The following is a 22,217-nucleotide window of genomic DNA, read 5'->3' as shown; positions in this document are numbered from 1 at the left end:
ATTTATTAATAATTAAAGTTATAATATGAAATAAGATATAGATGAGGAGTTGATAATGAATGAAATTTTTATCATTCAAATACAATAACGCTGAATCATATGGCGTTAAAGTAAAGCGTGAAGACGCTGTATGGGATTTAAAACAAATTTTTGCTGAATTTGGTGAAGGAGACTTCCATCCACAAACGTTACTTGAAGGTTTACAACAAAACCAAACACTTGATTTCCAAGAACAAGTACGTAAAGCAATAGTAGCTGTTGAAAATAGTGGAAAAGCAGATCAGTATAAATTCTCATTTAATGATATTGAATTTTTACCTCCTGTAACACCACCGAATAATGTTATTGCTTTTGGTCGTAACTATAAAGATCATGCCTCTGAGTTAAATCATGAAGTGCAACGTTTATATGTGTTCACTAAAGCAGCTTCTTCTTTAACTGGTGATAACGCAACAATTCCAAATCATAAAGATATTACAGATCAGTTAGATTACGAAGGTGAATTAGGAATTGTTATCGGTAAATATGGCGAAAAGATTCCTAAAGGCTTAGCATTAGATTATGTCTATGGCTATACTATCATTAATGATATTACAGACCGCACTGCTCAAAATGCACAAGATCAAGCATTCTTATCTAAAAGTTTAACAGGTGGTTGCCCAATGGGACCATATATTGTTACTAAAGATGAATTACCTACTCCAGAAAATGTTAATATTGTCACTAAAGTGAATAATGAAATTCGCCAAGATGGAAACACTAGTCAAATGATTAATAAAATTGATGACTTAATTCAAGAAATTTCTAAATATGTTGCTTTACATCCTGGTGATATCATTGCAACCGGTACTCCAGCGGGTGTAGGAGCTGGATTACAACCACCAAAATTCTTACAACCAGGTGATGAAGTTAAAGTAACTATTGATAACATTGGTACTTTGACAACTTATATTGCCAAATAATAATGCTAGTTATGTTTAAAAGGAGAGAAGCTAAGGCTTCTCTCCTTTTTAAATTTTAATACTTAAAAAGTGGAAATATGTTATGATAATTAAAAGAAAGTGATTATAAATATTGGAGGTAATCAAGTCTTGTTACATATGCATATTGTGAGTTGGGTTTTAACCATTGTGTTATATATTATTGCATTTTTACACATTTCAAAATCACAGGGGCCAACACCAACTTTTAAATCATTACATATGGGGCTTAGAGTCTTTATGCTCCTTACAATATTCTCAGGATTTTGGGAATTAATTGAAGAGTTTATGGCAGCGAGTCATGGTGAAGGTGGCAACCACATGCTTCTTACTTTAAAAATGTTATGTGGCTTAGGTGTTGTTGCTTTAATGGAAGTATCATTAGCTAAAAGAAAAAAACATGCACCTAGTCATGGCTTATTTTGGGCAACAATTATTTTAATTATTATTACTATGGCTCTTGGAATTATCTTACCATGGGGTCCATTATCTAAAATGTTCGGTTTAAGTTAAGTAAAAAGAATCGTTTGAGTGTCTACTCAAACGATTCTTTTTATATATTGCGTGCTTTGTAACCAATCATATTGATTAAATCTTTAGGATGACTATAAGGAGGCGCATAGGCAACTTCAAATTCAGCCAATTCATCTACTGTAAGTTGATTCATCATAGCCATTGATAAAATATCAATACGTTTATCGGCGCCTTGTTTTCCAACTGCTGCGGCGCGTATTAATTGTCTATTGTCTTTATTAAAATAGACACGTAAGTGTAGGGGTGTATTACCTGGGTAATATCCTGCGTGTGCACCAGACTTAATTTCAACCATCTCATAATTAAATAGACTTAATTCTTCAGGTTTTATTCCTACGCTCGCAAAAGTGTAGTCAAAAAATTTTACAATATTTGAACCAAGAAAACCTTTAAATGTAATATGTTTATTACCTGAGAGTTGTTCTGCTATAATACTTGCTGCACGATGAGCACCCCAAGCTAAAGGTACTTGAGCATTCATATTTACATGGCGATAATGTGAGGTGATGACATCACCTAGAGCATAAATATCAGGTATATTTGTTTTAAAGCAATCATCAACAGGAATAAAACCTTGTTTATCTATATGAATATTTGATGAACGTAAAAATGATGAATTAGGATGAGTTCCTATACCTTCAATAATGATATCGAAATCTTCATGTATACCAGATTTAAAATAAACAGTATGCGCTTGAATTGATTCAATTTCTTCATTTAATCTATATGAAATGTTTCTTTGATCAATTTCGCTAAAAATGGCTGCATTCATATCTTGGTCCATTAATTTATTGACTTTATCTGAACGATGAATCCATGTCACATCAAGACCACGTTGATAAAGGTTTTCTAATACTTCTAATGAAATGTAACCAGCACCGACAACTAATGCTCGCTTAGCTTTATGACGAGAAATATATTGATCGATTTGGTCCATATCTTCTGCATTTCTTAGAGTGAAAGTAAAATTATTAGTAAATCCAAGAGTATTCGCACTAGCGCCAGGACTTAAGATTAATTTGTCATAAGTTTCGTCGAATGTTTCGCCTGTTTGATGATTTAATACACGTACGACATGTTGTTGATCGTTTACTTCAATTACTTCATGATGTGTTTTAACTACAATATTTTTCTTCTCTTTAAAAATGTCTGGTGTAATAGGCAATATTTGATGACGATCAGAAACGAGATGTCCAATATAGTAAGGTAAACCACAATTAGCAAAACTCATATCTCGATCTTTTTCAAAAATGATAATGTCGCTTTCTTTATCTAAGCGACGAATTTGACTTGCACATGTTGCGCCCCCAGCAACAGCACCAACTATAATAATTTTAGACATACATATCCTCCATAACTAAGAAGTAAACAAGTGAGATACAATTATAATTTTTAGAATCTTACTTTAAGTACTCTCATTTTTATTATTGATAAGGTATTTCTAGTTTGAAAAATTCATTTAGGTAACGCCCAATTCCATCTTCGTTATTGGAATAAGTGATATGATTAGCGATATGTTTTAAATCATCTAAACCATTGTCCATAGCAATTCCGTATTGAGCATATTTAATCATTTCTAAATCATTATCTTCATCTCCAAATGCAATAATATTAGAAGAATTTATATTTAAATATGATTTAACATAGTCAATGCCACGAGCTTTACTAATACCTCGTTTTACGATTTCAATAACAGGAAAAGGTGCACCCCAACGACGATGTTCAATATTTTCAGCATAAAAACGAGTTAACATTTGTTTAATACGTGTGATATTTACTTCTTCAGCTTCCACTAATATGGAAGTTGGAGATTCATCAAGTTTTTCTAATAAATTGCCTGTTTGGATTTTAGGATTGCCCATTGAAAAACCTTCAAATAATCGAGGATCATGGTCATTGATAAAGACACTGTCTCTCACTTCAGCAATAATGTTTGTAACATTAGCTTTTTGAAGTGCCTCTATAATACTTCTAGCGATATCTACATCTAATACCTCATGTTTGGTTTCAAAGTCATCTGCTTTTGGATGATGAACGTAGGCACCATTAAAATTAACAATAGGTGTATTCATATTAAGTTCATGATAATATATTTGGCTTGCACGATAAGGACGTCCAGTTGCAATCATCAAGTAATGACCTTGTTTTTGTAAGGAAGTTAAAACTTTTTTTGTATAATCACTAATTTCTTTATTATCATTTAATAATGTTCCATCTAAATCTAAACAAATTAAATAAGGTTTCATAAATATCTCCTTGCATTACAGTTCATAAATATTAGTTTATTTGTATCATAGCATTTTATTGGCGTTTTGTCGGATATTTGATATATTAGTGTAAAGATAATTATTGAGAGGTGATACTAATGGAAGAAGCATTAAAAGATAGTATCCTTGGCGCTTTGGAAATGGTAATTGACCCTGAATTAGGTATAGACATTGTTAATTTAGGTTTAGTATATAAAGTAAATGTTGATGATGAAGGATTATGTACTGTAGAAATGACACTTACATCTATGGGCTGTCCACTTGGACCACAAATCATCGATCAAATTAAGACAGTATTAGCCGAAATTCCAGAGATTCAAGATACAGAAGTTAATATTGTTTGGAATCCGCCATGGAATAAAGATATGATGTCTAGATATGCAAAAATCGCATTAGGCGTTGGATAAATTTAAGTGAGCTCAACAGCATTAATTGTATGAAGCTCTTTATTATGAAGAGCTTCATATAATATTTAATAGAGAGTAGGGGATGAATTTTTCTTCTACTCTCTTTTTTAATATATAAGAATGTGACAATTTTATTTTTAAATGAGTAAAAAAGAAATGACACAATTGTAATATAAATTGAATTTACTTCTAGGTTATACTACAATACATAAGACTTATATCTTAAGAAAAGTATAATTTTCAACAATTAAGAATTAATCAATGAAAATGAATTTATATTTTATTTAATTGTATATCAAATTTTCAGTCAACTTAGTATAAAACACAGAATCATATTATACAGTATATTAAATTCATAGACTATAGAATGACCAATCATACATACAAATTTCTATAATTAACTTTATTGTTATTCTGATTTTAGTGCTTTTATATCTAATGAATTTATTGAAAATTTATTATTTAATAGGGAAAGAATGTGAACAATGAAACAAAATTTAGAAAAGGGCGTTCATGATAAAATAAAAATGCGCTATATGCCTGGTTTAGATGGTCTAAGAGCAATTGCCGTATTAGGCATCATTATATATCATTTGAATAGAAAGTGGCTAACTGGAGGTTTTATTGGCGTAGATACTTTCTTCGTCATTTCAGGATACTTAATTACAAGTTTACTTTTGAGAGAGTATGAAGAAAAAGGAATTATTAATCTTAAACAATTTTGGATTAGACGCATAAAACGTCTACTGCCAGCGGTGATAGCTTTATTAATAACAGTAGGTATTGCGACCTTATTATTTGAACCTCAACAAATTATTAGAGTTAAACATGATATTATTGCGGCGTTATTTTATGTTTCAAATTGGTGGTATATCGCTAAAGATGTTAACTATTTTGAACAATTTTCATTCATGCCTCTTAAACATTTATGGTCTCTTGCTATCGAAGAACAATTTTATTTATTTTTCCCATTCGTTTTAGTGATATTATTACTTACGATTAAAAAATATCGTAATGTGACACTTATATTTTGGATAGTATCATTGGCCTCTTTATTAGAAATGGTCATTATATCACAACCAAATGTGGGATATTCACGTGTTTATTTTGGTACAGATACTCGTTTACAAACATTATTATTAGGCGTCATATTAGCATTTGTTTGGCCACCATTTAAATTAAAAGCTAATCCACCACAACGATTACGTCGTGCAATAGATGGTATTGGTATAGGTAGCCTACTTATCTTAATTATTTTATTCTTTACAGTTAATGACGATAGTGATTGGATATACAATGGTGGGTTTTATTTGATATCTTTAGTGACATTATTTGTTATTGCAAGTGTCGTTCACCCATCTACAATGATTGCTAAATTTTTAGGACATCCTTTGTTAGTGTATATCGGAAAACGTTCATATAGTTTATACTTATGGCATTTCGCCGTCATTAGTTTTCTACATATACATTTTGTTGATGGTCAGTTACCAATATATGTATATATCTTAGATATACTATTAACTGTGGTGTTTGCGGAATTATCTTATCGTTATATTGAAACACCATTTAGACGTGAAGGATTAAGTGCATTTTCTTTTGACCGATTACGTAAACCTAAATTTATAAGAACAATCGTTACTATCATAGCTGTGATTCCATTGTTATTAATATTTATGGGTGCATTTGATCGATTTGGAAAAGATGAAATTGCAAATAAAGCAAACAGTTTTAATACAAGTACTGCTGATAAATATTTAGTCAAAATGATGCCCGGTGAAAATATTAAGTTAAATGGACAAACAAGTAAGAGTGAGAATAAAGATAAAGTTTACACAAATATCAGCCCATTACTTATTGGCGATTCAGTTATGGTAGATATTGGTGAAGAATTTAAATCTCAAGTTCCTAAAGCAACTATAGATGGTAAAGTAGGTCGTCATTTACAAGAAGCCCTGATAGTTGCAAATAATTATACTAATTATAATAAACCATCAAATCAAGTTGTATTAGAACTTGGTACAAATGGAGATTTTACTCAAGATGAGCTTGATCAACTTATTAGTAAATTTGGTAAAGCTAAAATATATTTAGTTAATACAAGGGTACCGAGAAGCTGGCAAGATAATGTAAATAAACAACTTTCAGACGCAGCTAAGCGACATAAAAATGTTGTTTTAGTAGACTGGTATAAACGTTCTGCCGGTCACACTGAATATTTTGCATCTGATGGTGTGCACTTAGAACATAGTGGGGTACAAGCATTATCGGATGAAATACTAAAAAATATGACTAAAAAATAAATAATTAAAAAGGATTAACTAGTTGAGGATGCTCACAAAGTTAATCCTTTTTTAGCATTTAAGAAAAAATTAAGGTAACAATGTTTAAATAGTAAGGTAATATGATAAGTAATGAATGAAACGTAAATGAATGCTTGATATGATAGGATTTATTGAATTGTTAAAAAGATGAGTAAAAGTGTTGATTAATTAGTAAAGAAGGTCTATAATGTAATTAAGGTCAAAGAAAGTCAAAGTCAAACGAAGGAGTATTTGACCATACTCTTATACAAAAAGTAGGGGTGAATACATTTGGATATCAATCAAATGACTTATAAAGTACAAGAAGCTTTGCAAAAAGCAATTGAATTAAGTAAAGAAAATGAATTACAAAATATTGAAATTGAAGCAATACTAAAAGGAACTTTAGAAGAAGACGAAAGCTTGTTTAAAAGTATTTTAGAACGTGCAAATATAGACACTGATCAATTAAATCAAGCGTATAGTGAAAAATTGAAACACTATCCATCAGTACAAGGTGATAATGTTCAATATGGACAATATATTGGCTCAAAAGCAAACGAATTATTAAATAAAGCTGAGTCATATATGAAAGAATATGAAGATGAATATATCTCAATGGAACATATTTTACGTGCTGCTATGGACATTGATGAAACAACACAACAATTTGTAGGAAATAAAGAAGAAATAGTCAAAGAAATTATTACTAAAGTTAGAGGGGGAAATCATGTGACTTCACAAAATCCAGAAGTAAATTATGAAGCTTTAGAGAAATATGGTAGAGATTTAGTAGAAGAAGTTCGCCAAGGCAAAATGGATCCAGTTATTGGTAGAGATGAAGAAATCCGTAATACCATTCGAATTTTAAGCCGTAAAACTAAAAATAACCCAGTATTAATTGGAGAGCCTGGTGTAGGTAAAACTGCAATTGTAGAAGGGTTAGCACAACGTATTGTACGTAAAGATGTGCCGGAATCATTGCTAGATAAAACTATTTTTGAATTAGATTTAAGTGCATTAGTTGCAGGTGCAAAATTTAGAGGCGAATTTGAAGAACGTCTTAAAGCAGTACTTAAAGAAGTGAAAGAATCAGATGGACGTATTATCCTATTTATCGATGAAATTCACATGTTAGTTGGTGCTGGTAAAACAGATGGTGCAATGGATGCTGGTAATATGTTAAAACCAATGTTAGCTCGTGGTGAATTGCATTGTATCGGTGCTACAACATTAAATGAATATAGAGAATATATTGAAAAAGATTCAGCCTTAGAACGTCGATTCCAAAAAGTAGGTGTAAGTGAACCTGACGTAGAAGATACAATTTCAATCTTACGTGGTTTAAAAGAACGCTATGAAGTTTATCATGGTGTGCGTATTCAAGACCGTGCTTTAGTAGCAGCAGCAGAATTATCAGATCGTTATATTACTGATCGATTTTTACCAGATAAAGCAATTGATTTAGTCGACCAAGCTTGTGCAACTATCCGAACAGAAATGGGATCAAATCCAACTGAATTAGACCAAGTTAATCGCCGTGTTATGCAATTAGAAATTGAAGAAAGTGCATTAAAAAATGAATCAGATAATGCAAGTAAACATCGATTAGAAGAATTACAAGAAGAACTTTCAAATGAAAAAGAAAAACAAGCGTCATTACAATCTCGTGTAGAACAAGAAAAAGAAAAAATCGCGAAAGTTCAAGAAAAACGTGCTGAATTAGATCGTAGTCGTCAAGCTTTAGAAGATGCGCAAACAGAAAGTAATTATGAAAAAGCAGCAGAATTACAATATGGTACGATTCCACAATTAGAAAAAGAATTAAAAGAATACGAAGAAGCTTTCCATGATGAACAAGGCGATAATGAACGCATGATTCGCGAAGTTGTTTCTGATGAGGAAATTGGAGATATTGTAAGCCAATGGACAGGTATTCCAGTTTCTAAATTAGTCGAAACAGAAAGAGAAAAATTATTAAACTTAAGTGATATCTTACATGAACGTGTCGTAGGGCAAGATAAAGCGGTTGATCTTGTGTCAGATGCTGTAGTGAGAGCACGTGCAGGTATAAAAGATCCTAATCGTCCAATAGGTAGTTTCTTATTCTTAGGTCCAACTGGTGTAGGTAAAACAGAGTTAGCTAAATCACTCGCTTCATCATTATTCGACTCTGAAAAACATATGATTCGTATTGACATGAGTGAATATATGGAAAAACATTCTGTTTCTAGATTAATTGGTGCGCCTCCTGGTTATGTAGGCCATGATGAAGGTGGTCAATTAACTGAAGCGGTAAGACGTAACCCATATTCAGTTATTCTACTCGACGAGGTTGAAAAAGCACATAGTGATGTATTCAACGTGTTACTTCAAATTTTAGATGAAGGACGTTTAACTGATTCTAAAGGTCGTAGCGTAGATTTCAAAAATACAATTATTATCATGACAAGTAATATTGGTTCACAAATATTATTAGAAAATGTTAAAGATTCTGGTGAAATTACTGAAAGCACTGAAAAAGCAGTTATGGATAGTTTACATGCATTCTTTAAACCAGAAATCTTAAACCGTATGGATGATATTGTATTATTTAAACCATTATCTATAAATGATATGAGTATGATTGTAGATAAAATTTTAACTCAATTAAATATTCGATTAATGGATCAACGTATTTCAATTGAAGTATCAGACGAAGCTAAAAAATGGTTAGGTGAAGAAGCATACGAACCACAATTTGGTGCTAGACCACTTAAACGTTTTGTACAACGTCAAATTGAAACACCACTTGCTCGTATGATGATTAAAGAAAATATGCCAGAAGGTACAAAAGTAAATGTTGATCTTAACGATAGTCAAGAATTAACATTTGATGTACAAAAATCTTCAGCTGAATAGTATATAAAAAGGCATTGGAAAGCAAAGCTTTCCAATGCCTTTTCTTATTATTAAACTTGTTAAGAGCGTTATATTACTCCAAACACGTAATACAATACCATTTAGACGTCTCTATTCCCTTTACGAGCGAAATCATTAGGTTTAATCATAGCACCTAAAATGGCAATAGCAATAGTAATGATGATTGCAATAATAATTGGTTTAATCACATCTAAACTGCCGCCACCATTTAAACTATTAAGTACAAAGTTAACCATTTGTGTTAAGATTAACGCCCAAATAAAAGTTACGAGGTATTTCATATATATGACCTCCAATTTATATATATTATCATTTTAAAGTAAAGTGAATTATTTGTATAGTATTAGTAGAGAATGTATAAAAATTTGTGCCATTTTTTATATGAATTATTGGCTCGTGACTGTTTAACAAAATCGTCTAATAAAGTGTAACTACTTGAGTTAGATTTAAAAAGTATGTTAAATTAATACCTGGTATTAAAAAATGAAGTGAGAAGGTGTACGTTCATGAACGTAGGTATAAAAGGTTTTGGTGCTTATGCACCTGAGAGAGTAGTCGATAACGCCTATTTTGAAGGTTTTTTAGATACGTCTGATGAATGGATTTCAAAAATGACTGGCATTAAAGAAAGACGTTGGTCTCGTGACGACCAAGATACGTCAGATTTAGCATATGAAGCAAGTAAGAAAGCAATTGAAGATGCTGGTATTAAACCGAATGATATAGATATGATTATTGTAGCTACAGCAACTGGAGATATGCCATTTCCATCTGTAGCTAATATACTACAAGAAAAATTAGGTACTGGTAAAGTGCCTACTATGGATCAACTTGCTGCATGCTCAGGTTTCATGTATTCAATGATTACTGCAAAACAATATGTTCAATCTGGAGACTATAAAAATATTTTAGTAGTGGGTGCGGATAAATTATCCAAAATCACTGACTTAACTGATCGTTCAACTGCTGTACTATTTGGAGACGGTGCAGGTGCAGTAGTAATTGGTGAAGTCTCAGAAGGACGAGGTATTATTAGCTATGAAATAGGCTCAGATGGGTCAGGTGGAAAATATTTATATTTAAATAAAGAGACTGGTAAACTAGTAATGAATGGACGCGAAGTTTTTAAATTCGCTGTAAGAATTATGGGCGAAGCGTCTACACGTGTAGTTGAAAAAGCGGGTTTAGAATCTGATGATATTGATATGTTTATACCACATCAAGCAAATATCAGAATTATGGAATCAGCACGTGAAAGATTGGGTATTGAAAGAGAAAAAATGAGTGTTTCAGTTAACCGTTTTGGAAACACGTCAGCTGCTTCGATTCCTTTAAGTATTCAACAAGAGTTAGAAAACGGAAGAATTAAAGATGATGACACTTTAGTACTCGTAGGTTTCGGTGGCGGCCTAACCTGGGGCGCTATGGTAATCAAATGGGGTAAATAGGAGGATTTAATGTATGACTGAAAACAAAAGAGTGGTAATTACTGGTATGGGTGCATTATCACCTATTGGAAACGATGCCCAAACAAATTGGGAAAATGCCTTAAAAGGTGTCAATGGAATTGATACAATTACACGCGTTGATACTGAAGAATATAACGTTCACTTAGCAGGTGAATTAAAAGACTTTAATATTGAAGATCATATTTCGAAAAAAGATGCGCGTCGCATGGATCGTTTTACACAATATGCAGTAGTAGCGGCAAGACAAGCTGTAGAAGATGCTAATTTAACTATCAATGATGATAATGCTAATCGTATCGGTGTTTGGATTGGTTCAGGTATTGGGGGAATGGAAACATTTGAAGTTGCACATACAATACTGAAGAATAAGGGACCAAGAAGAGTTAGTCCTTTCTTTGTTCCAATGCTTATTCCTGACATGGCTACTGGGCAAGTTTCAATTGATTTAGGTGCAAAAGGACCTAATGGTTCAACTGTTACTGCTTGCGCAACAGGTACAAATTCTATCGGTGAAGCATTTAAAATCATTCAAAGAGGTGCTGCTGATGCTATGATTACTGGTGGTACTGAAGCACCTATTACGCATATGGCACTTGCAGGATTCAGTGCAAGTCGTGCATTATCAACAAACGATGATAAAGAAACAGCATGTCGTCCTTTCCAAGAAGGACGTGACGGATTTATCATGGGTGAAGGCGCTGGTATCTTAGTCATTGAATCATTAGAATCAGCACAAGCACGTGGCGCACAAATTTACGCTGAAATTGTAGGATATGGTTCAACTGGAGATGCTTATCACATTACTGCACCAGCACCTGAAGGCGAAGGTGGTTCTCGTGCAATGCAAGCGGCTTTAGATGATGCAGGTATTGAAGCTAAAGATATTCAATACTTAAATGCACATGGTACAAGTACGCCAGTAGGTGACTTGTATGAAATTAAAGCGATTAAAAATACATTTGGAGATGCAGCTAAAAACTTAAAAATTAGCTCAACTAAATCGATGACAGGACATTTATTAGGTGCTACTGGGGGAATTGAAGCAATTTTCTCTGCATTATCTATTCGTGACTCTAAAGTTGCACCGACGATTCATGCAGATTCACCAGATCCAGAATGTGACTTAGATATTGTTCCAAATGAAGCACAAGATTTAGAAATTGAATATGCAATGAGTAATAGTCTAGGTTTCGGTGGGCATAACGCAGTATTAGTATTTAAAAAGTTTAAAGATTAAAAATTAAGTTAAGAGTAGAAAACCATGCAATAAGATGCATGGTTTTCTTATATTATAGAAAAAGTGAAATGAGAATAGTCAAAATGAAGTAAAATGCACATAGTATTAGAGCAGGTAGTAACCATGTTGAAATGGTATAATGCTCTTTTTTTACTTGTTTTGGATTGAAAAAGTCATCGTTCTCTAAAGTTTTTTTCTTAGAGCGAGAAGCGAGTTGATAACGCATGCGTCTAAAACCAAAACTTGTAGCATCAAATATACCTTCTTGTACAAGGAGAATTAAAAATAACAATATAAATAATACAAGTGATATATAAAATAAGATATTAATAAATGAGACAAACGAATATTGAGTTACGAACATCCAAAGTAAAAAAGTACATATGAGTGGCAAAAAGAGCCATATAAACCAAGTTTTAATATTGTTCATGTATACCTCCGACTTTTTTATCTATATAGTCTAATTTACTGTAAACTTACTATAAATAAAATCTAAAATTTATATTCTTTTAAATAATATATATAAAAATTACACTTATATTAAGAAAATGTAAAATTATATTGCAATTTTATGAAAATAGTATATATAATATGTATAAATATTTCTGAAAATTTTGAAGGGAATGTTAATTTTGAATATTTAGTAAAGGGGGACTATATGATGACGCGATATATATTAAAACGTTTGGGATATATGGTTTTATCGTTATTTATTATCATCACAATTACATTTTTCTTAATGAAAATGATGCCTGGATCACCATTTAATGATGCTAAATTAAGTGCTGAACAAAAAGCAATTTTAAACGAAAAATATGGATTAAATGATCCAGTAGCAGTGCAATATCTTCATTATTTAAAAAATGTAGTAACTGGAGATTTTGGCTATTCGTTCCAATATCATAATCAACCAGTTTGGTCATTAATTAAACCGAGATTGATTCCTTCTATGGAAATGGGTATTACTGCAATGATTATTGGAGTGATTTTAGGTTTAATTTTAGGTGTAGCTGCTGCTACGAAACAAAACACTTGGGTAGACTATACAACTACTGTTATTTCAGTTATAGCAGTATCAGTACCTTCATTCGTCTTAGCAGTACTATTACAATACGTTTTTGCAGTACGTTTAAGATGGTTTCCAGTGGCAGGATGGGAAGGATTTTCAACAGCAGTATTGCCTTCCTTAGCATTATCAGCAAGTGTAATGGCCACAGTAGCTCGTTATATTCGAGCTGAAATGATAGAGGTACTAAGTTCTGATTACATATTATTAGCAAGAGCTAAAGGTAACTCTCCGATAAGAGTCCTTTTTGGACATGCATTAAGAAATGCATTAATTCCTATTATTACAATTATTGTTCCAATGTTAGCCGGTATTTTAACAGGGACTTTAACTATTGAAAATATCTTTGGTGTACCTGGTTTAGGGGACCAATTCGTTAGATCGATTACAACAAATGATTTCTCAGTTATTATGGCTACTACAATTTTATTTAGTACATTATTTATCGTTTCAATTTTTATCGTAGATATTCTTTATGGTGTAATTGATCCAAGAATCCGTGTACAAGGAGGTAAAAAATAATGCCTGAAAATTTTAATAAACCATTTGATGACCATTCAAATGCAGCGATGTCACATACCTCTGAGGGAGCGGTTGGGACGGATTTTGTTATTAGAGAACTCGATTTAAATAAAGAACCAGAAATACAACGTGAAAGTAAAAACTTCTGGCAAGATGCTTGGACACAGTTGAAAAGAAATAAACTAGCTATTGTCGGTTTGATTGGACTCATTTTAATTGTCATTCTTGCATTTTTAGGACCAGCATTTAGTAAACATGACTATGCTGAACAAGATGTTACTAGACGAAATTTACCTGCTAAAATTCCAGTACTAGATCAAGTACACTTTTTACCTTTTGATGGAACAGGGGCAGATGGTAAGAGCGCTTATAAAGAAGCGGGCGTGAAAGAAAATTTTTGGTTTGGTACAGACCAATTAGGTCGTGATCTTTGGACTAGAACATGGAAAGGTGCTCAAATTTCATTATTTATTGGCATTGTAGCTGCTGCACTAGATATCTTTATAGGAGTCGTTTATGGTGCTATTTCAGGATTTTTTGGGGGACGTGTTGATAATGTGATGCAACGTATTTTAGAAATTATAGCATCTATTCCTAACCTTATTATTGTTATTTTATTTGTATTGATATTTGAACCATCTATTTGGACGATTATTTTAGCTATGTCTATCACCGGATGGTTAGGTATGAGTAGAGTAGTGCGTGGTGAATTTTTAAAACTAAAAAGTCAAGAATTTGTAATGGCTTCAAGAACATTAGGGGCTTCAAAATTTAAATTAATTTTTAAACATATTTTACCGAATACACTAGGTGCCATTGTAGTAACATCTATGTTTACTGTACCAAGTGCAATTTTCTTCGAAGCATTTTTAAGCTTTATTGGTATAGGGGTGCCTGCACCGAAAACATCACTTGGTTCACTCGTAAATGATGGACGAGCAATGTTGTTAATACACCCACACGAATTATTTATTCCAGCTACAGTATTAAGTTTATTAATTTTATTCTTTTACTTATTTAGTGACGGATTACGCGATGCATTTGATCCAAAAATGCGTAAATAACAAAGGAGGCAAAATCTATGTCAGAAAGAGTGTTAGAAGTCAACAACTTGCATGTTTCCTTTGATATTACTGCTGGGGAAGTGCAAGCGGTTAGAGGAGTAGATTTCTTTTTAAATAAAGGGGAAACATTAGCGATTGTCGGAGAATCAGGTTCTGGCAAATCTGTAACAACAAAAGCAATTACAAAATTGTTTCAGGGTGATACAGGGAGAATTAAAAAAGGGACAATTAATTTTTTAGGGGAAGATTTAGCAATTAAATCTGAAAAAGAATTAAACAAACTTCGTGGTAAAGATATTTCTATGATATTTCAAGATCCTATGACGTCATTAAATCCTACGATGCAAATTGGTAAGCAAGTTATGGAACCTTTAATAAAACATCGTCATTATAGTAAATCTGAAGCTAAAAAACGTGCACTTGAGATTTTAAATTTAGTAGGACTACCTAATGCAGAAAAAAGATTTAAAGCATATCCTCATCAATTCTCTGGGGGTCAACGTCAAAGAATTGTTATTGCAACTGCCTTGGCATGCGAACCTAAAATTTTAATTGCAGATGAACCAACGACAGCACTTGATGTAACAATGCAAGCACAGATTTTAGATTTAATGAAAGAATTACAACAAAAAATTGAAACATCTATTATTTTTATTACACATGACTTAGGGGTAGTAGCAAATGTGGCTGATAGAGTGGCTGTTATGTATGGAGGGCAAATGATTGAGACTGGAAATGTCGATGAAATCTTTTATGATCCAAAACATCCATATACATGGGGATTATTATCTTCAATGCCTGATTTAACAACAAGTAACGAGACAGAATTAATTGCAATTCCAGGTACTCCGCCTGATTTATTACATCCACCAAAGGGTGATGCATTTGCAAGACGTAGTCAATATGCACTAGACATTGACTTTAAAGAAGTTCCACCATGGTTTAAAATATCACCTACTCATTATGTAAAATCATGGTTATTAGACGAACGCGCTCCAAAAGTTGAACCGCCAGAGATGGTACAAAAGAGACAACGTCAAATGCCTAATAATTACGACAAGCCACGTCGAGTAGAAAGGGTGTCGTTCGATGGAGAAGAATAAAGAAATATTATTAGAAATTAAAAACTTAAAGCAGTATTTTAATGAAGGTAAACGTAATGAAGTTAGAGCAATAGAAGATATTTCATTTAATATTTATAAAGGGGAAACATTAGGATTAGTAGGAGAATCTGGATGTGGAAAATCTACGACTGGAAAAGCGATTATTAAATTAAATGATATTACTGATGGTGAAATTCTTTATGAAGGACAAGATATTCAGAAGATTGCTAAAAGAAAAGATTTATTAAAATTTAATAAGAAAATTCAAATGATTTTTCAAGATCCATATGCTTCTTTAAATCCTCGTCTAAAAGTCATGGATATTGTAGCAGAAGGTATTGATATTCATAAGTTAGCAAGTGATAAAAAAGATCGTAAACGTCGAGTATATGATTTGCTAGAAACAGTAGGTTTAAGTAAAGAACATGCGAACCGTTACCCTCACGAGTTCTCTGGTGGACAACGTCAACGTATAGGAATTGCTCGTGCTTTAGCTGTAGAACCTGAGTTTATTATTGCAGATGAGCCAATTTCTGCATTAGATGTTTCTATTCAAGCTCAAGTAGTAAATTTAATGCTGAAATTACAAAAAGAACGAGGTATTACTTTCTTATTTATTGCCCATGATTTATCAATGGTCAAATATATTTCTGATCGTATAGCAGTAATGCATTTTGGAAAAATTGTAGAATTAGGATCGTCTGACGAAATTTATTATCATCCTTTACATGATTATACTAAATCACTATTATCTGCTATCCCTCAACCTGATCCTGATAGTGAAAGAACAAGAAAACGAATTGTGTATGAAGAAGATGAATCTAAAAATGCAGAACGTAGACTGCAAGAAATTAGACCTAATCATTACGTTTTTGTAACAGATGAAGAAGCAGTACGTTTAAAAGAACAAGATCAAACTCATCTTCAACATAATTAAGTCTGAGGAAGGGAGGACAAGAATGTGAAGAAAAAATATAAATATTTAACGCTATTAGTTATTTTCACTTTAATACTATCAGCGTGTAGTAACAAAAAAAGTTTATATTCTGATGAAGGACAGGTATTCAGAAAAATAATTACTCAAGATATAACTACTTTAGATACAGCTCTTATTACAGATGCTGTTTCTAGCGATGTTGCTGGTCAAACTTTCGAAGGATTATATTCAATAGATAAAAATGACAAAGTAACTTTAGGTGTAGCAAAAGAAACACCACAAAAAAGTAATGGTGGTAAAACGCTGACTATCAATTTAAGAAAAGATGCAAAATGGTCAAACGGAGATCCTGTAACAGCGCATGACTTTGTTTATGCATGGAGAAAAGTTGTAGATCCAAAAACCGCCTCTGAATTTGCATATATAATGAGTGATATAAAAAATGCAGATTTAGTTAATACTGGAAAAAAACCAGTAAATTCTTTAGGAATTAAAGCGTTAAATAAATATAAACTTCAAATTGATTTAGAAAGACCAGTACCGTACATAAATGAATTACTTGCTTTAAGTACGTTTTATCCACAAGATGCTAAAATTGCCAAAAAATATGATAAAAAATATGGAACGAATGCTGAAAGAGCAGTTTATAATGGGCCATTCAAAGTTATCAATTGGCAGGTAGAAGATAAAATACAATTGGTTAAAAATAATCAATATTGGGATAAGAAAAATGTCAAATTAGATAAAGTAAATTATAAAGTTTTAAAAGATCAACAAGCTGGCGCTTCTTTATATGATACTAATTCAATCGATGATACAATCATCACTTCTGAACAAGTAGATAAATATAAAGGCAGTCAAGAATTAAACTATCGTTTAACTGCTGCTACTTTTTATATTAAAATGAATGAAAAAACAGTGCCTGAATTTAAAAATAAAAATTTGAGATTAGCTATTGCACAAGCTATCAATAAAAAAGGGTATGTAAAAACTGTTTTAAATGATGGGTCTCTTGCTTCAAATAATTTCACGGGAATAGGTACAGCGAAGACGCCTGACGGTAAAGACTTCGCAAGTACAGTTGAGTCTCCTTTAAAATATAATCCTAAGGTAGCAAAACAAAATTGGGAAAAGGCAAAAAAAGAATTAGGTAAAAAAGAGTTTGCATTTACAATGAATACGCAAGATACACCAGCTGCTAAAATAGCTGCAGAGTATATTAAATCTCAAATTGAATCAAACTTACCAGGCGTTACATTAAAAATTAAACAAATGCCATTTAAACAAAAAACCACTTTAGAATTAGCTAATAATTACGAAGCGACTTATTCAGGTTGGAGTCCAGATTATCCTGATCCAACAGCATTTTTAGAAACAATGACTAAGGATAATGCTCAAAATAATACTGATTGGGATAACAAAGAATATAACAGGCTTTTAAAAGAATCAAATAGTTCATTGTTACGTGAAACAGAAAAAAGAAATGAAGCGCTACAACGTGCGGAAAGTATCTTACTTCATGATGCACCAGTAGCTCCTGTTTATCAAAAAGGTGAAGCACACTTAACTAATCCACAGGTCAAAGGATTACAGTATCATAAAATTGGTCCAGATACTACACTGAAACATGTATATATCGATAAATCAATTGATCGTGAAACAGGAAAAAAGAAAGATAACTAAAATAAGACCACGAGTATTTTACTTATACTCGTGGTCTTATTTATAATGATTTATCTCTTACGTCCTAAGCCCATTGCACGTTCCATTTTTTTCAGTGTTTTAAAAGAAGCTTTTTGAGCTTTGTCACGCCCTTGATCTAAGATGTCATCCAATCTATCTGAATTATAAAATTCGTTATATTTTTCTTGGAAATGTACTAAAAAGTCTTTAACTACTTCTGATAAGTCTGTTTTGAATGTTCCGTATCCTTCATTCTCGTATTGTGTTTCAAGCTCTTTAATAGATTTATTAGTTAAACTTGAATAAATTGTAAGTAGGTTAGAAATTCCTGGTTTATTGTCTTTATCAAACTTGATAATACCATCTGAATCAGTTACAGCGCTTTTAATTTTTTTCGCTGCAACATTTGGTTCGTCAAGTAATGAGATAAAGTTTTTTTGATTATCATCACTTTTACTCATTTTCTTTGTTGGATCCTGTAAACTCATTACACGTCCACCAACTTTTGGCATACGAATTTCTGGTTTAACTAATATATCGTTATAACGACTATTAAAACGTTCTACTAAATTTCTAGTAAGTTCCATATGTTGTTTTTGGTCTTCACCTACGGGCACAATATTTGTATTATAAATAACAATATCAGCTGCCATTAAAGGTGGATAAGTTAATAAACCAGCTGGAATACCATCTGTACGTTTTTGCGCTTTATCTTTATATTGCGTCATACGTTCAAGCTCGCCAACACTTGAAATGGTTGTTAACATCCAACCGGCTTGAACATGTGCTGGAACTTCTGATTGAATAAATAATGTTGATTTATCTGGATCAATACCTGAAGCTAAATAAATTGCTGCTAACTGACGAATTTGTTTACGCAATTTGATTTTATCTTGTGGGACAGTAATCGCATGTTGGTCTACAATACAAAAGTAACAGTTGTAATCGTTCTGTACGTCTGCAAATTGTTTTAATGCACCAATATAGTTACCTAATGTAGGTATCCCACTTGGCTGTATTCCTGAAAATAATGTCTCCATATAGATGCCTACTTTCTTTAAAAATAATTCATTTTAACTAGATTATAACAGTATTTTTTTAAATTGTAAGTTATGTTATAATAGAGATACACATGAGAAATTAGATTTTGTAGAGAAATTTTTAGAAAATTTGAAATTTCTCAGGAAAATTAGGATTTTCTCATTTAATTTTAATGTTAGCATATTATACTTATAATATAAGCTTAAGACAAATTAGCATAATTATTAATATAATGAATAATATTTATTCAATAGGAGAGTGAGATGTATGGTAACATTATTTACATCACCAAGTTGCACATCTTGCCGTAAAGCGAAAGCATGGTTACAAGAACATGACATTCCGTATACGGAGCGTAACATTTTTTCTGAACATTTAACAATTGATGAAATTAAACAAATTTTAAAAATGACTGAAGATGGAACAGATGAAATTATTTCAACTCGTTCTAAAACTTATCAAAAATTAAACGTAGATATTGATTCTTTACCATTGCAAGATTTATATACAATTATTCAAGATAATCCTGGACTATTACGTCGTCCAATTATTTTAGACGAAAAACGCTTGCAAGTTGGATATAACGAAGATGAAATCAGACGTTTCTTACCTAGAAAGGTTCGTACTTTCCAATTACAAGAAGCTCAACGTTTAGTCGATTAATATTTAAAATTTAACAACATATTATTTAACAGCACTGGCTTAGCTATAGTGCTGTTTTTTATAATAAAAAAAGGGAATATAATATGATATAGTGTCCTATTTAAAATAGTGAAATTTAATCAAACAAATAAATTGTAATTTAACTTACGTTCTAATACAATATGGTTACTATTCATCGACTGTAAGGAGTGAGATGATATGAGAATAGAACGCGTTGACGACACAACTGTGAAATTATTTATAACTTATGGTGATATTGAAGCAAGAGGATTTAGTCGTGAAGATTTATGGACAAATCGTAAGCGTGGTGAAGAATTCTTTTGGTCAATGATGGACGAGATTAATGAAGAAGAAGATTTTGTAGTCGAAGGACCTCTTTGGATTCAAGTACATGCATTTGAAAAAGGCGTGGAAGTTACAATCTCTAAATCTAAAAATGAAGAAGCAATGAACATGTCAGATAATCATGCAAATGAACAATTTGAGGAACAAGTGAATGAATTGCTAGCTAATACATTAGAACAAGAAGAAAGTATTGAAGATTTATTTGAACAACGTGCACAACAAAAACAAGCACATAAATCTAAACGTAAATCATCACAACAACGTTCTAGTTTAAGAACAATTATTGTGAAATTCGAAGACTTAGAAGAAGTCATTCATTACGCTTATCATCATAATCTATCTACAGATGAGTTTGAAGATTTATTGTATATGAGTGATTCACATTACTACTATGCAATTCACTTCGATAGTACTGTTAGCCAAGAGACAATTAATGATAGCTATAGTCAATTACTTGAATTCGCTTATCCTAGTGATAAGACAGAAGTGTATTTAAATGATTATGCTAAAATTATTATGAGTCATAATGTTACTTCACAAGTACGTCGTTATTTTACTGATTCAGTAGAATAATATATAACGATTAATCGAGAGTAGAGAAGAAATTTAAAATGAATTTCTTTTCTACTCTCTTTTTTTAAAGTAAATGAATCACCTTAAACGTTTAATAGTATGAGGTGAATGCATGTTAGTAGCGATTAATCGTAATAATGAAACTGTATATGCTCATCAAGCTATCATTACTGAAGAATACCGATGTCCATATTGCAAAGAAAAACTTCTTTTAAAAAAAGGGTTAAAAAAGATTCCGCATTTTGCTCATGTTTCTCAAACTAAAAGAAGATGTATGAAAAATGAAACAGAAAAACATTACTACGTTAAATTTTTTATTGCTCAACGTCTAAAACAATATCACTTTAATGTTGAAATAGAGCCTTATTTTTCTGAAATTATGCAGTATCCTGATATTCTTGTGAATGCAAAAGTAGCTATAGAAGTTCAATTTTCAAGAATAAGTATAAAAGAGGTCAAATCTCGATCAAGAGGACTTGAACAAATTGGAGTAGCAGTTATTTGGATTATCGAACAAGTACAATATCATAAGGGTTATTTATACTTGAACACATTTCAAGCTTATTTCATTAATCCGATTGATAGAACACTATATAGTTGGGAGCATGAAAAACAACTTATAGTAAAATATGTCAATATACAACATATTGGTGGCCGAAAATTTATTGCGCATAGACGAATGATTCAAATTTCTGAATTGTTATCATTCAATGAACAAAAGAATGAGTCATATTGTTATAAATTGTCAAATAGACATATCAGTCGTTATATTTTTAATTGTAGAAAAAAACGTTCAGTGCTAGAACCGTCTTTAAGTGCTATGTATCAATTACAAATAACTGACGATGAGGTATGTAGAGATACAGGTTATATTTTTTCGTATCAAATTTTTATTGAAAATCATCCAGTACAATGGCAACTCAAGCTGAAGTTGTTGTTAAAACATAATCTTCCCAAGCAGTATTTAATGTCCTATTTGAAATTCAGACAATTTTATCTACTGGATATTAATAAAGAAGAAATTACTTTAAAGTTAATAGATGATTATATTCAACAAATAAGCGGGAGTTTAAACGTGCAAAATAAATAAAAGAATGAGAAAAT

General features: G+C 31.8%; 20 protein-coding genes. 15 read left to right on the top strand and 5 right to left on the bottom strand.

Annotated features, from left to right (window positions below; genetic code table 11):
• Window positions 1–59: 59 nt before the first annotated feature.
• Together MHI13_RS08820 and MHI13_RS08815 are read left to right on the top strand one after the other, a co-directional pair.
• Window positions 60–962 (top strand): fumarylacetoacetate hydrolase family protein, encoded by a 903-nt coding sequence (locus tag MHI13_RS08820; protein ID WP_017175836.1) that lies wholly within the window; start codon window positions 60–62, stop codon window positions 960–962.
• Window positions 963–1,091: 129 nt separating this feature from the next.
• A complete protein-coding gene (locus tag MHI13_RS08815; RefSeq protein WP_017175835.1) occupies window positions 1,092–1,493 on the top strand; it encodes a YisL family protein in 402 nt (133 codons plus the stop codon).
• Window positions 1,494–1,533: 40 nt separating this feature from the next.
• On the opposite strand, the gene MHI13_RS08810 is transcribed toward MHI13_RS08815, so the two are convergent.
• Complete coding sequence (locus tag MHI13_RS08810; RefSeq protein WP_061544377.1) at window positions 1,534–2,856, bottom strand: CoA-disulfide reductase; 1,323 nt, start codon at window positions 2,854–2,856, stop codon at window positions 1,534–1,536.
• An 82-nt stretch (window positions 2,857–2,938) separates the two neighbouring features.
• On the bottom strand, window positions 2,939–3,760 hold the full coding sequence (locus MHI13_RS08805) for a Cof-type HAD-IIB family hydrolase (RefSeq protein WP_070508349.1): 822 nt from the start codon (window positions 3,758–3,760) through the stop codon (window positions 2,939–2,941).
• A gap of 119 nt (window positions 3,761–3,879) precedes the next feature.
• Between MHI13_RS08805 and MHI13_RS08800 the strand changes: the two genes are divergently transcribed.
• From MHI13_RS08800 to clpB, 3 genes are all read left to right on the top strand, one after another.
• Entirely contained in the window at window positions 3,880–4,188 is a 309-nt protein-coding gene (locus MHI13_RS08800; protein WP_002448080.1) for a metal-sulfur cluster assembly factor, read from the top strand.
• A 485-nt stretch (window positions 4,189–4,673) separates the two neighbouring features.
• Window positions 4,674–6,488: an acyltransferase family protein gene (locus MHI13_RS08795; RefSeq protein ID WP_017175832.1), complete on the top strand. Its 1,815-nt coding sequence runs from the start codon at window positions 4,674–4,676 to the stop codon at window positions 6,486–6,488.
• A 291-nt stretch (window positions 6,489–6,779) separates the two neighbouring features.
• A complete protein-coding gene (gene clpB / locus MHI13_RS08790) occupies window positions 6,780–9,389 on the top strand; it encodes an ATP-dependent chaperone ClpB (protein WP_070548390.1) in 2,610 nt (869 codons plus the stop codon).
• 101 nt (window positions 9,390–9,490) lie between these two features.
• Here the strand turns inward: clpB and MHI13_RS08785 are convergent, their stop codons facing one another.
• Window positions 9,491–9,691, bottom strand: a complete 201-nt coding sequence (locus tag MHI13_RS08785) for a DUF2929 family protein (protein WP_017175830.1) — start codon at window positions 9,689–9,691, stop codon at window positions 9,491–9,493.
• A 225-nt stretch (window positions 9,692–9,916) separates the two neighbouring features.
• Between MHI13_RS08785 and MHI13_RS08780 the strand changes: the two genes are divergently transcribed.
• The gene (locus MHI13_RS08780) at window positions 9,917–10,858 is read left to right on the top strand and encodes a beta-ketoacyl-ACP synthase III (protein ID WP_017175829.1); all 942 of its coding nucleotides are present in this window, start codon (window positions 9,917–9,919) and stop codon (window positions 10,856–10,858) included.
• A gap of 13 nt (window positions 10,859–10,871) precedes the next feature.
• Window positions 10,872–12,116, top strand: a complete 1,245-nt coding sequence (gene fabF, locus MHI13_RS08775) for a beta-ketoacyl-ACP synthase II (RefSeq protein ID WP_049382334.1) — start codon at window positions 10,872–10,874, stop codon at window positions 12,114–12,116.
• 52 nt (window positions 12,117–12,168) lie between these two features.
• On the opposite strand, the gene MHI13_RS08770 is transcribed toward fabF, so the two are convergent.
• A complete protein-coding gene (locus tag MHI13_RS08770; RefSeq protein WP_054105355.1) occupies window positions 12,169–12,546 on the bottom strand; it encodes a DUF3899 domain-containing protein in 378 nt (125 codons plus the stop codon).
• A gap of 231 nt (window positions 12,547–12,777) precedes the next feature.
• Here MHI13_RS08770 and opp3b point away from each other — a divergent pair, with 231 nt between their 5' ends.
• From opp3b to MHI13_RS08745, 5 genes are read left to right on the top strand one after another with little or no spacing between them, the layout of a single operon-like run.
• Complete coding sequence (opp3b, locus tag MHI13_RS08765; protein ID WP_017175826.1) at window positions 12,778–13,704, top strand: oligopeptide ABC transporter permease; 927 nt, start codon at window positions 12,778–12,780, stop codon at window positions 13,702–13,704.
• On the top strand, window positions 13,704–14,768 hold the full coding sequence (gene opp3C / locus MHI13_RS08760) for an oligopeptide ABC transporter permease (protein ID WP_048761203.1): 1,065 nt from the start codon (window positions 13,704–13,706) through the stop codon (window positions 14,766–14,768). The genes opp3b and opp3C overlap by 1 nt, the downstream gene beginning before the upstream one ends.
• 17 nt (window positions 14,769–14,785) lie before the next feature.
• On the top strand, window positions 14,786–15,871 hold the full coding sequence (locus tag MHI13_RS08755; protein WP_019835660.1) for an ABC transporter ATP-binding protein: 1,086 nt from the start codon (window positions 14,786–14,788) through the stop codon (window positions 15,869–15,871).
• On the top strand, window positions 15,858–16,808 hold the full coding sequence (locus tag MHI13_RS08750; RefSeq protein ID WP_019835659.1) for an ABC transporter ATP-binding protein: 951 nt from the start codon (window positions 15,858–15,860) through the stop codon (window positions 16,806–16,808). The genes MHI13_RS08755 and MHI13_RS08750 overlap by 14 nt, the downstream gene beginning before the upstream one ends.
• 24 nt (window positions 16,809–16,832) lie before the next feature.
• Window positions 16,833–18,491, top strand: coding sequence for a peptide ABC transporter substrate-binding protein (locus MHI13_RS08745; protein ID WP_048761206.1), 1,659 nt, complete (start codon window positions 16,833–16,835; stop codon window positions 18,489–18,491).
• A gap of 50 nt (window positions 18,492–18,541) precedes the next feature.
• Here MHI13_RS08745 and trpS read toward each other — a convergent pair whose 3' ends face one another.
• Window positions 18,542–19,531 carry a tryptophan--tRNA ligase gene (gene trpS / locus MHI13_RS08740; protein WP_054105357.1) on the bottom strand — a complete coding sequence of 330 codons (990 nt, stop codon included), beginning with the start codon at window positions 19,529–19,531 and terminating at the stop codon, window positions 18,542–18,544.
• A 268-nt stretch (window positions 19,532–19,799) separates the two neighbouring features.
• Between trpS and spxA the strand changes: the two genes are divergently transcribed.
• From spxA to MHI13_RS08725, 3 genes are all read left to right on the top strand, one after another.
• Entirely contained in the window at window positions 19,800–20,195 is a 396-nt protein-coding gene (gene spxA, locus MHI13_RS08735) for a transcriptional regulator SpxA (protein ID WP_002448146.1), read from the top strand.
• A 198-nt stretch (window positions 20,196–20,393) separates the two neighbouring features.
• Entirely contained in the window at window positions 20,394–21,113 is a 720-nt protein-coding gene (gene mecA / locus MHI13_RS08730; RefSeq protein ID WP_048761209.1) for an adaptor protein MecA, read from the top strand.
• A 112-nt stretch (window positions 21,114–21,225) separates the two neighbouring features.
• Window positions 21,226–22,203, top strand: coding sequence for a competence protein CoiA (locus MHI13_RS08725; RefSeq protein WP_048682892.1), 978 nt, complete (start codon window positions 21,226–21,228; stop codon window positions 22,201–22,203).
• The last annotated feature ends 14 nt before the right edge of the window (window positions 22,204–22,217 follow it).

This window comes from Staphylococcus sp. FSL K6-0223, assembly GCF_038008285.1.
Note: the sequence above shows the minus strand (reverse complement) of the source record. Positions and strands in the feature narration are given on the sequence as shown.

Bases quoted from the DNA above. Each gene is read 5' to 3' on its own strand.
- MHI13_RS08820 (WP_017175836.1), top strand. From the start codon at position 60: ATGAAATTTTTATCATTCAAATACAATAACGCTGAATCATATGGCGTT.
- MHI13_RS08810 (WP_061544377.1), bottom strand. From the start codon at position 2,856: ATGTCTAAAATTATTATAGTTGGTGCTGTTGCTGGGGGCGCAACATGT.
- MHI13_RS08805 (WP_070508349.1), bottom strand. From the start codon at position 3,760: ATGAAACCTTATTTAATTTGTTTAGATTTAGATGGAACATTATTAAAT.
- MHI13_RS08800 (WP_002448080.1), top strand. From the start codon at position 3,880: ATGGAAGAAGCATTAAAAGATAGTATCCTTGGCGCTTTGGAAATGGTA.
- MHI13_RS08795 (WP_017175832.1), top strand. From the start codon at position 4,674: ATGAAACAAAATTTAGAAAAGGGCGTTCATGATAAAATAAAAATGCGC.
- MHI13_RS08785 (WP_017175830.1), bottom strand. From the start codon at position 9,691: ATGAAATACCTCGTAACTTTTATTTGGGCGTTAATCTTAACACAAATG.
- MHI13_RS08780 (WP_017175829.1), top strand. From the start codon at position 9,917: ATGAACGTAGGTATAAAAGGTTTTGGTGCTTATGCACCTGAGAGAGTA.
- fabF (WP_049382334.1), top strand. From the start codon at position 10,872: ATGACTGAAAACAAAAGAGTGGTAATTACTGGTATGGGTGCATTATCA.
- MHI13_RS08770 (WP_054105355.1), bottom strand. From the start codon at position 12,546: ATGAACAATATTAAAACTTGGTTTATATGGCTCTTTTTGCCACTCATA.
- opp3b (WP_017175826.1), top strand. From the start codon at position 12,778: ATGACGCGATATATATTAAAACGTTTGGGATATATGGTTTTATCGTTA.
- opp3C (WP_048761203.1), top strand. From the start codon at position 13,704: ATGCCTGAAAATTTTAATAAACCATTTGATGACCATTCAAATGCAGCG.
- MHI13_RS08755 (WP_019835660.1), top strand. From the start codon at position 14,786: ATGTCAGAAAGAGTGTTAGAAGTCAACAACTTGCATGTTTCCTTTGAT.
- MHI13_RS08750 (WP_019835659.1), top strand. From the start codon at position 15,858: ATGGAGAAGAATAAAGAAATATTATTAGAAATTAAAAACTTAAAGCAG.
- trpS (WP_054105357.1), bottom strand. From the start codon at position 19,531: ATGGAGACATTATTTTCAGGAATACAGCCAAGTGGGATACCTACATTA.
- spxA (WP_002448146.1), top strand. From the start codon at position 19,800: ATGGTAACATTATTTACATCACCAAGTTGCACATCTTGCCGTAAAGCG.
- mecA (WP_048761209.1), top strand. From the start codon at position 20,394: ATGAGAATAGAACGCGTTGACGACACAACTGTGAAATTATTTATAACT.
- MHI13_RS08725 (WP_048682892.1), top strand. From the start codon at position 21,226: ATGTTAGTAGCGATTAATCGTAATAATGAAACTGTATATGCTCATCAA.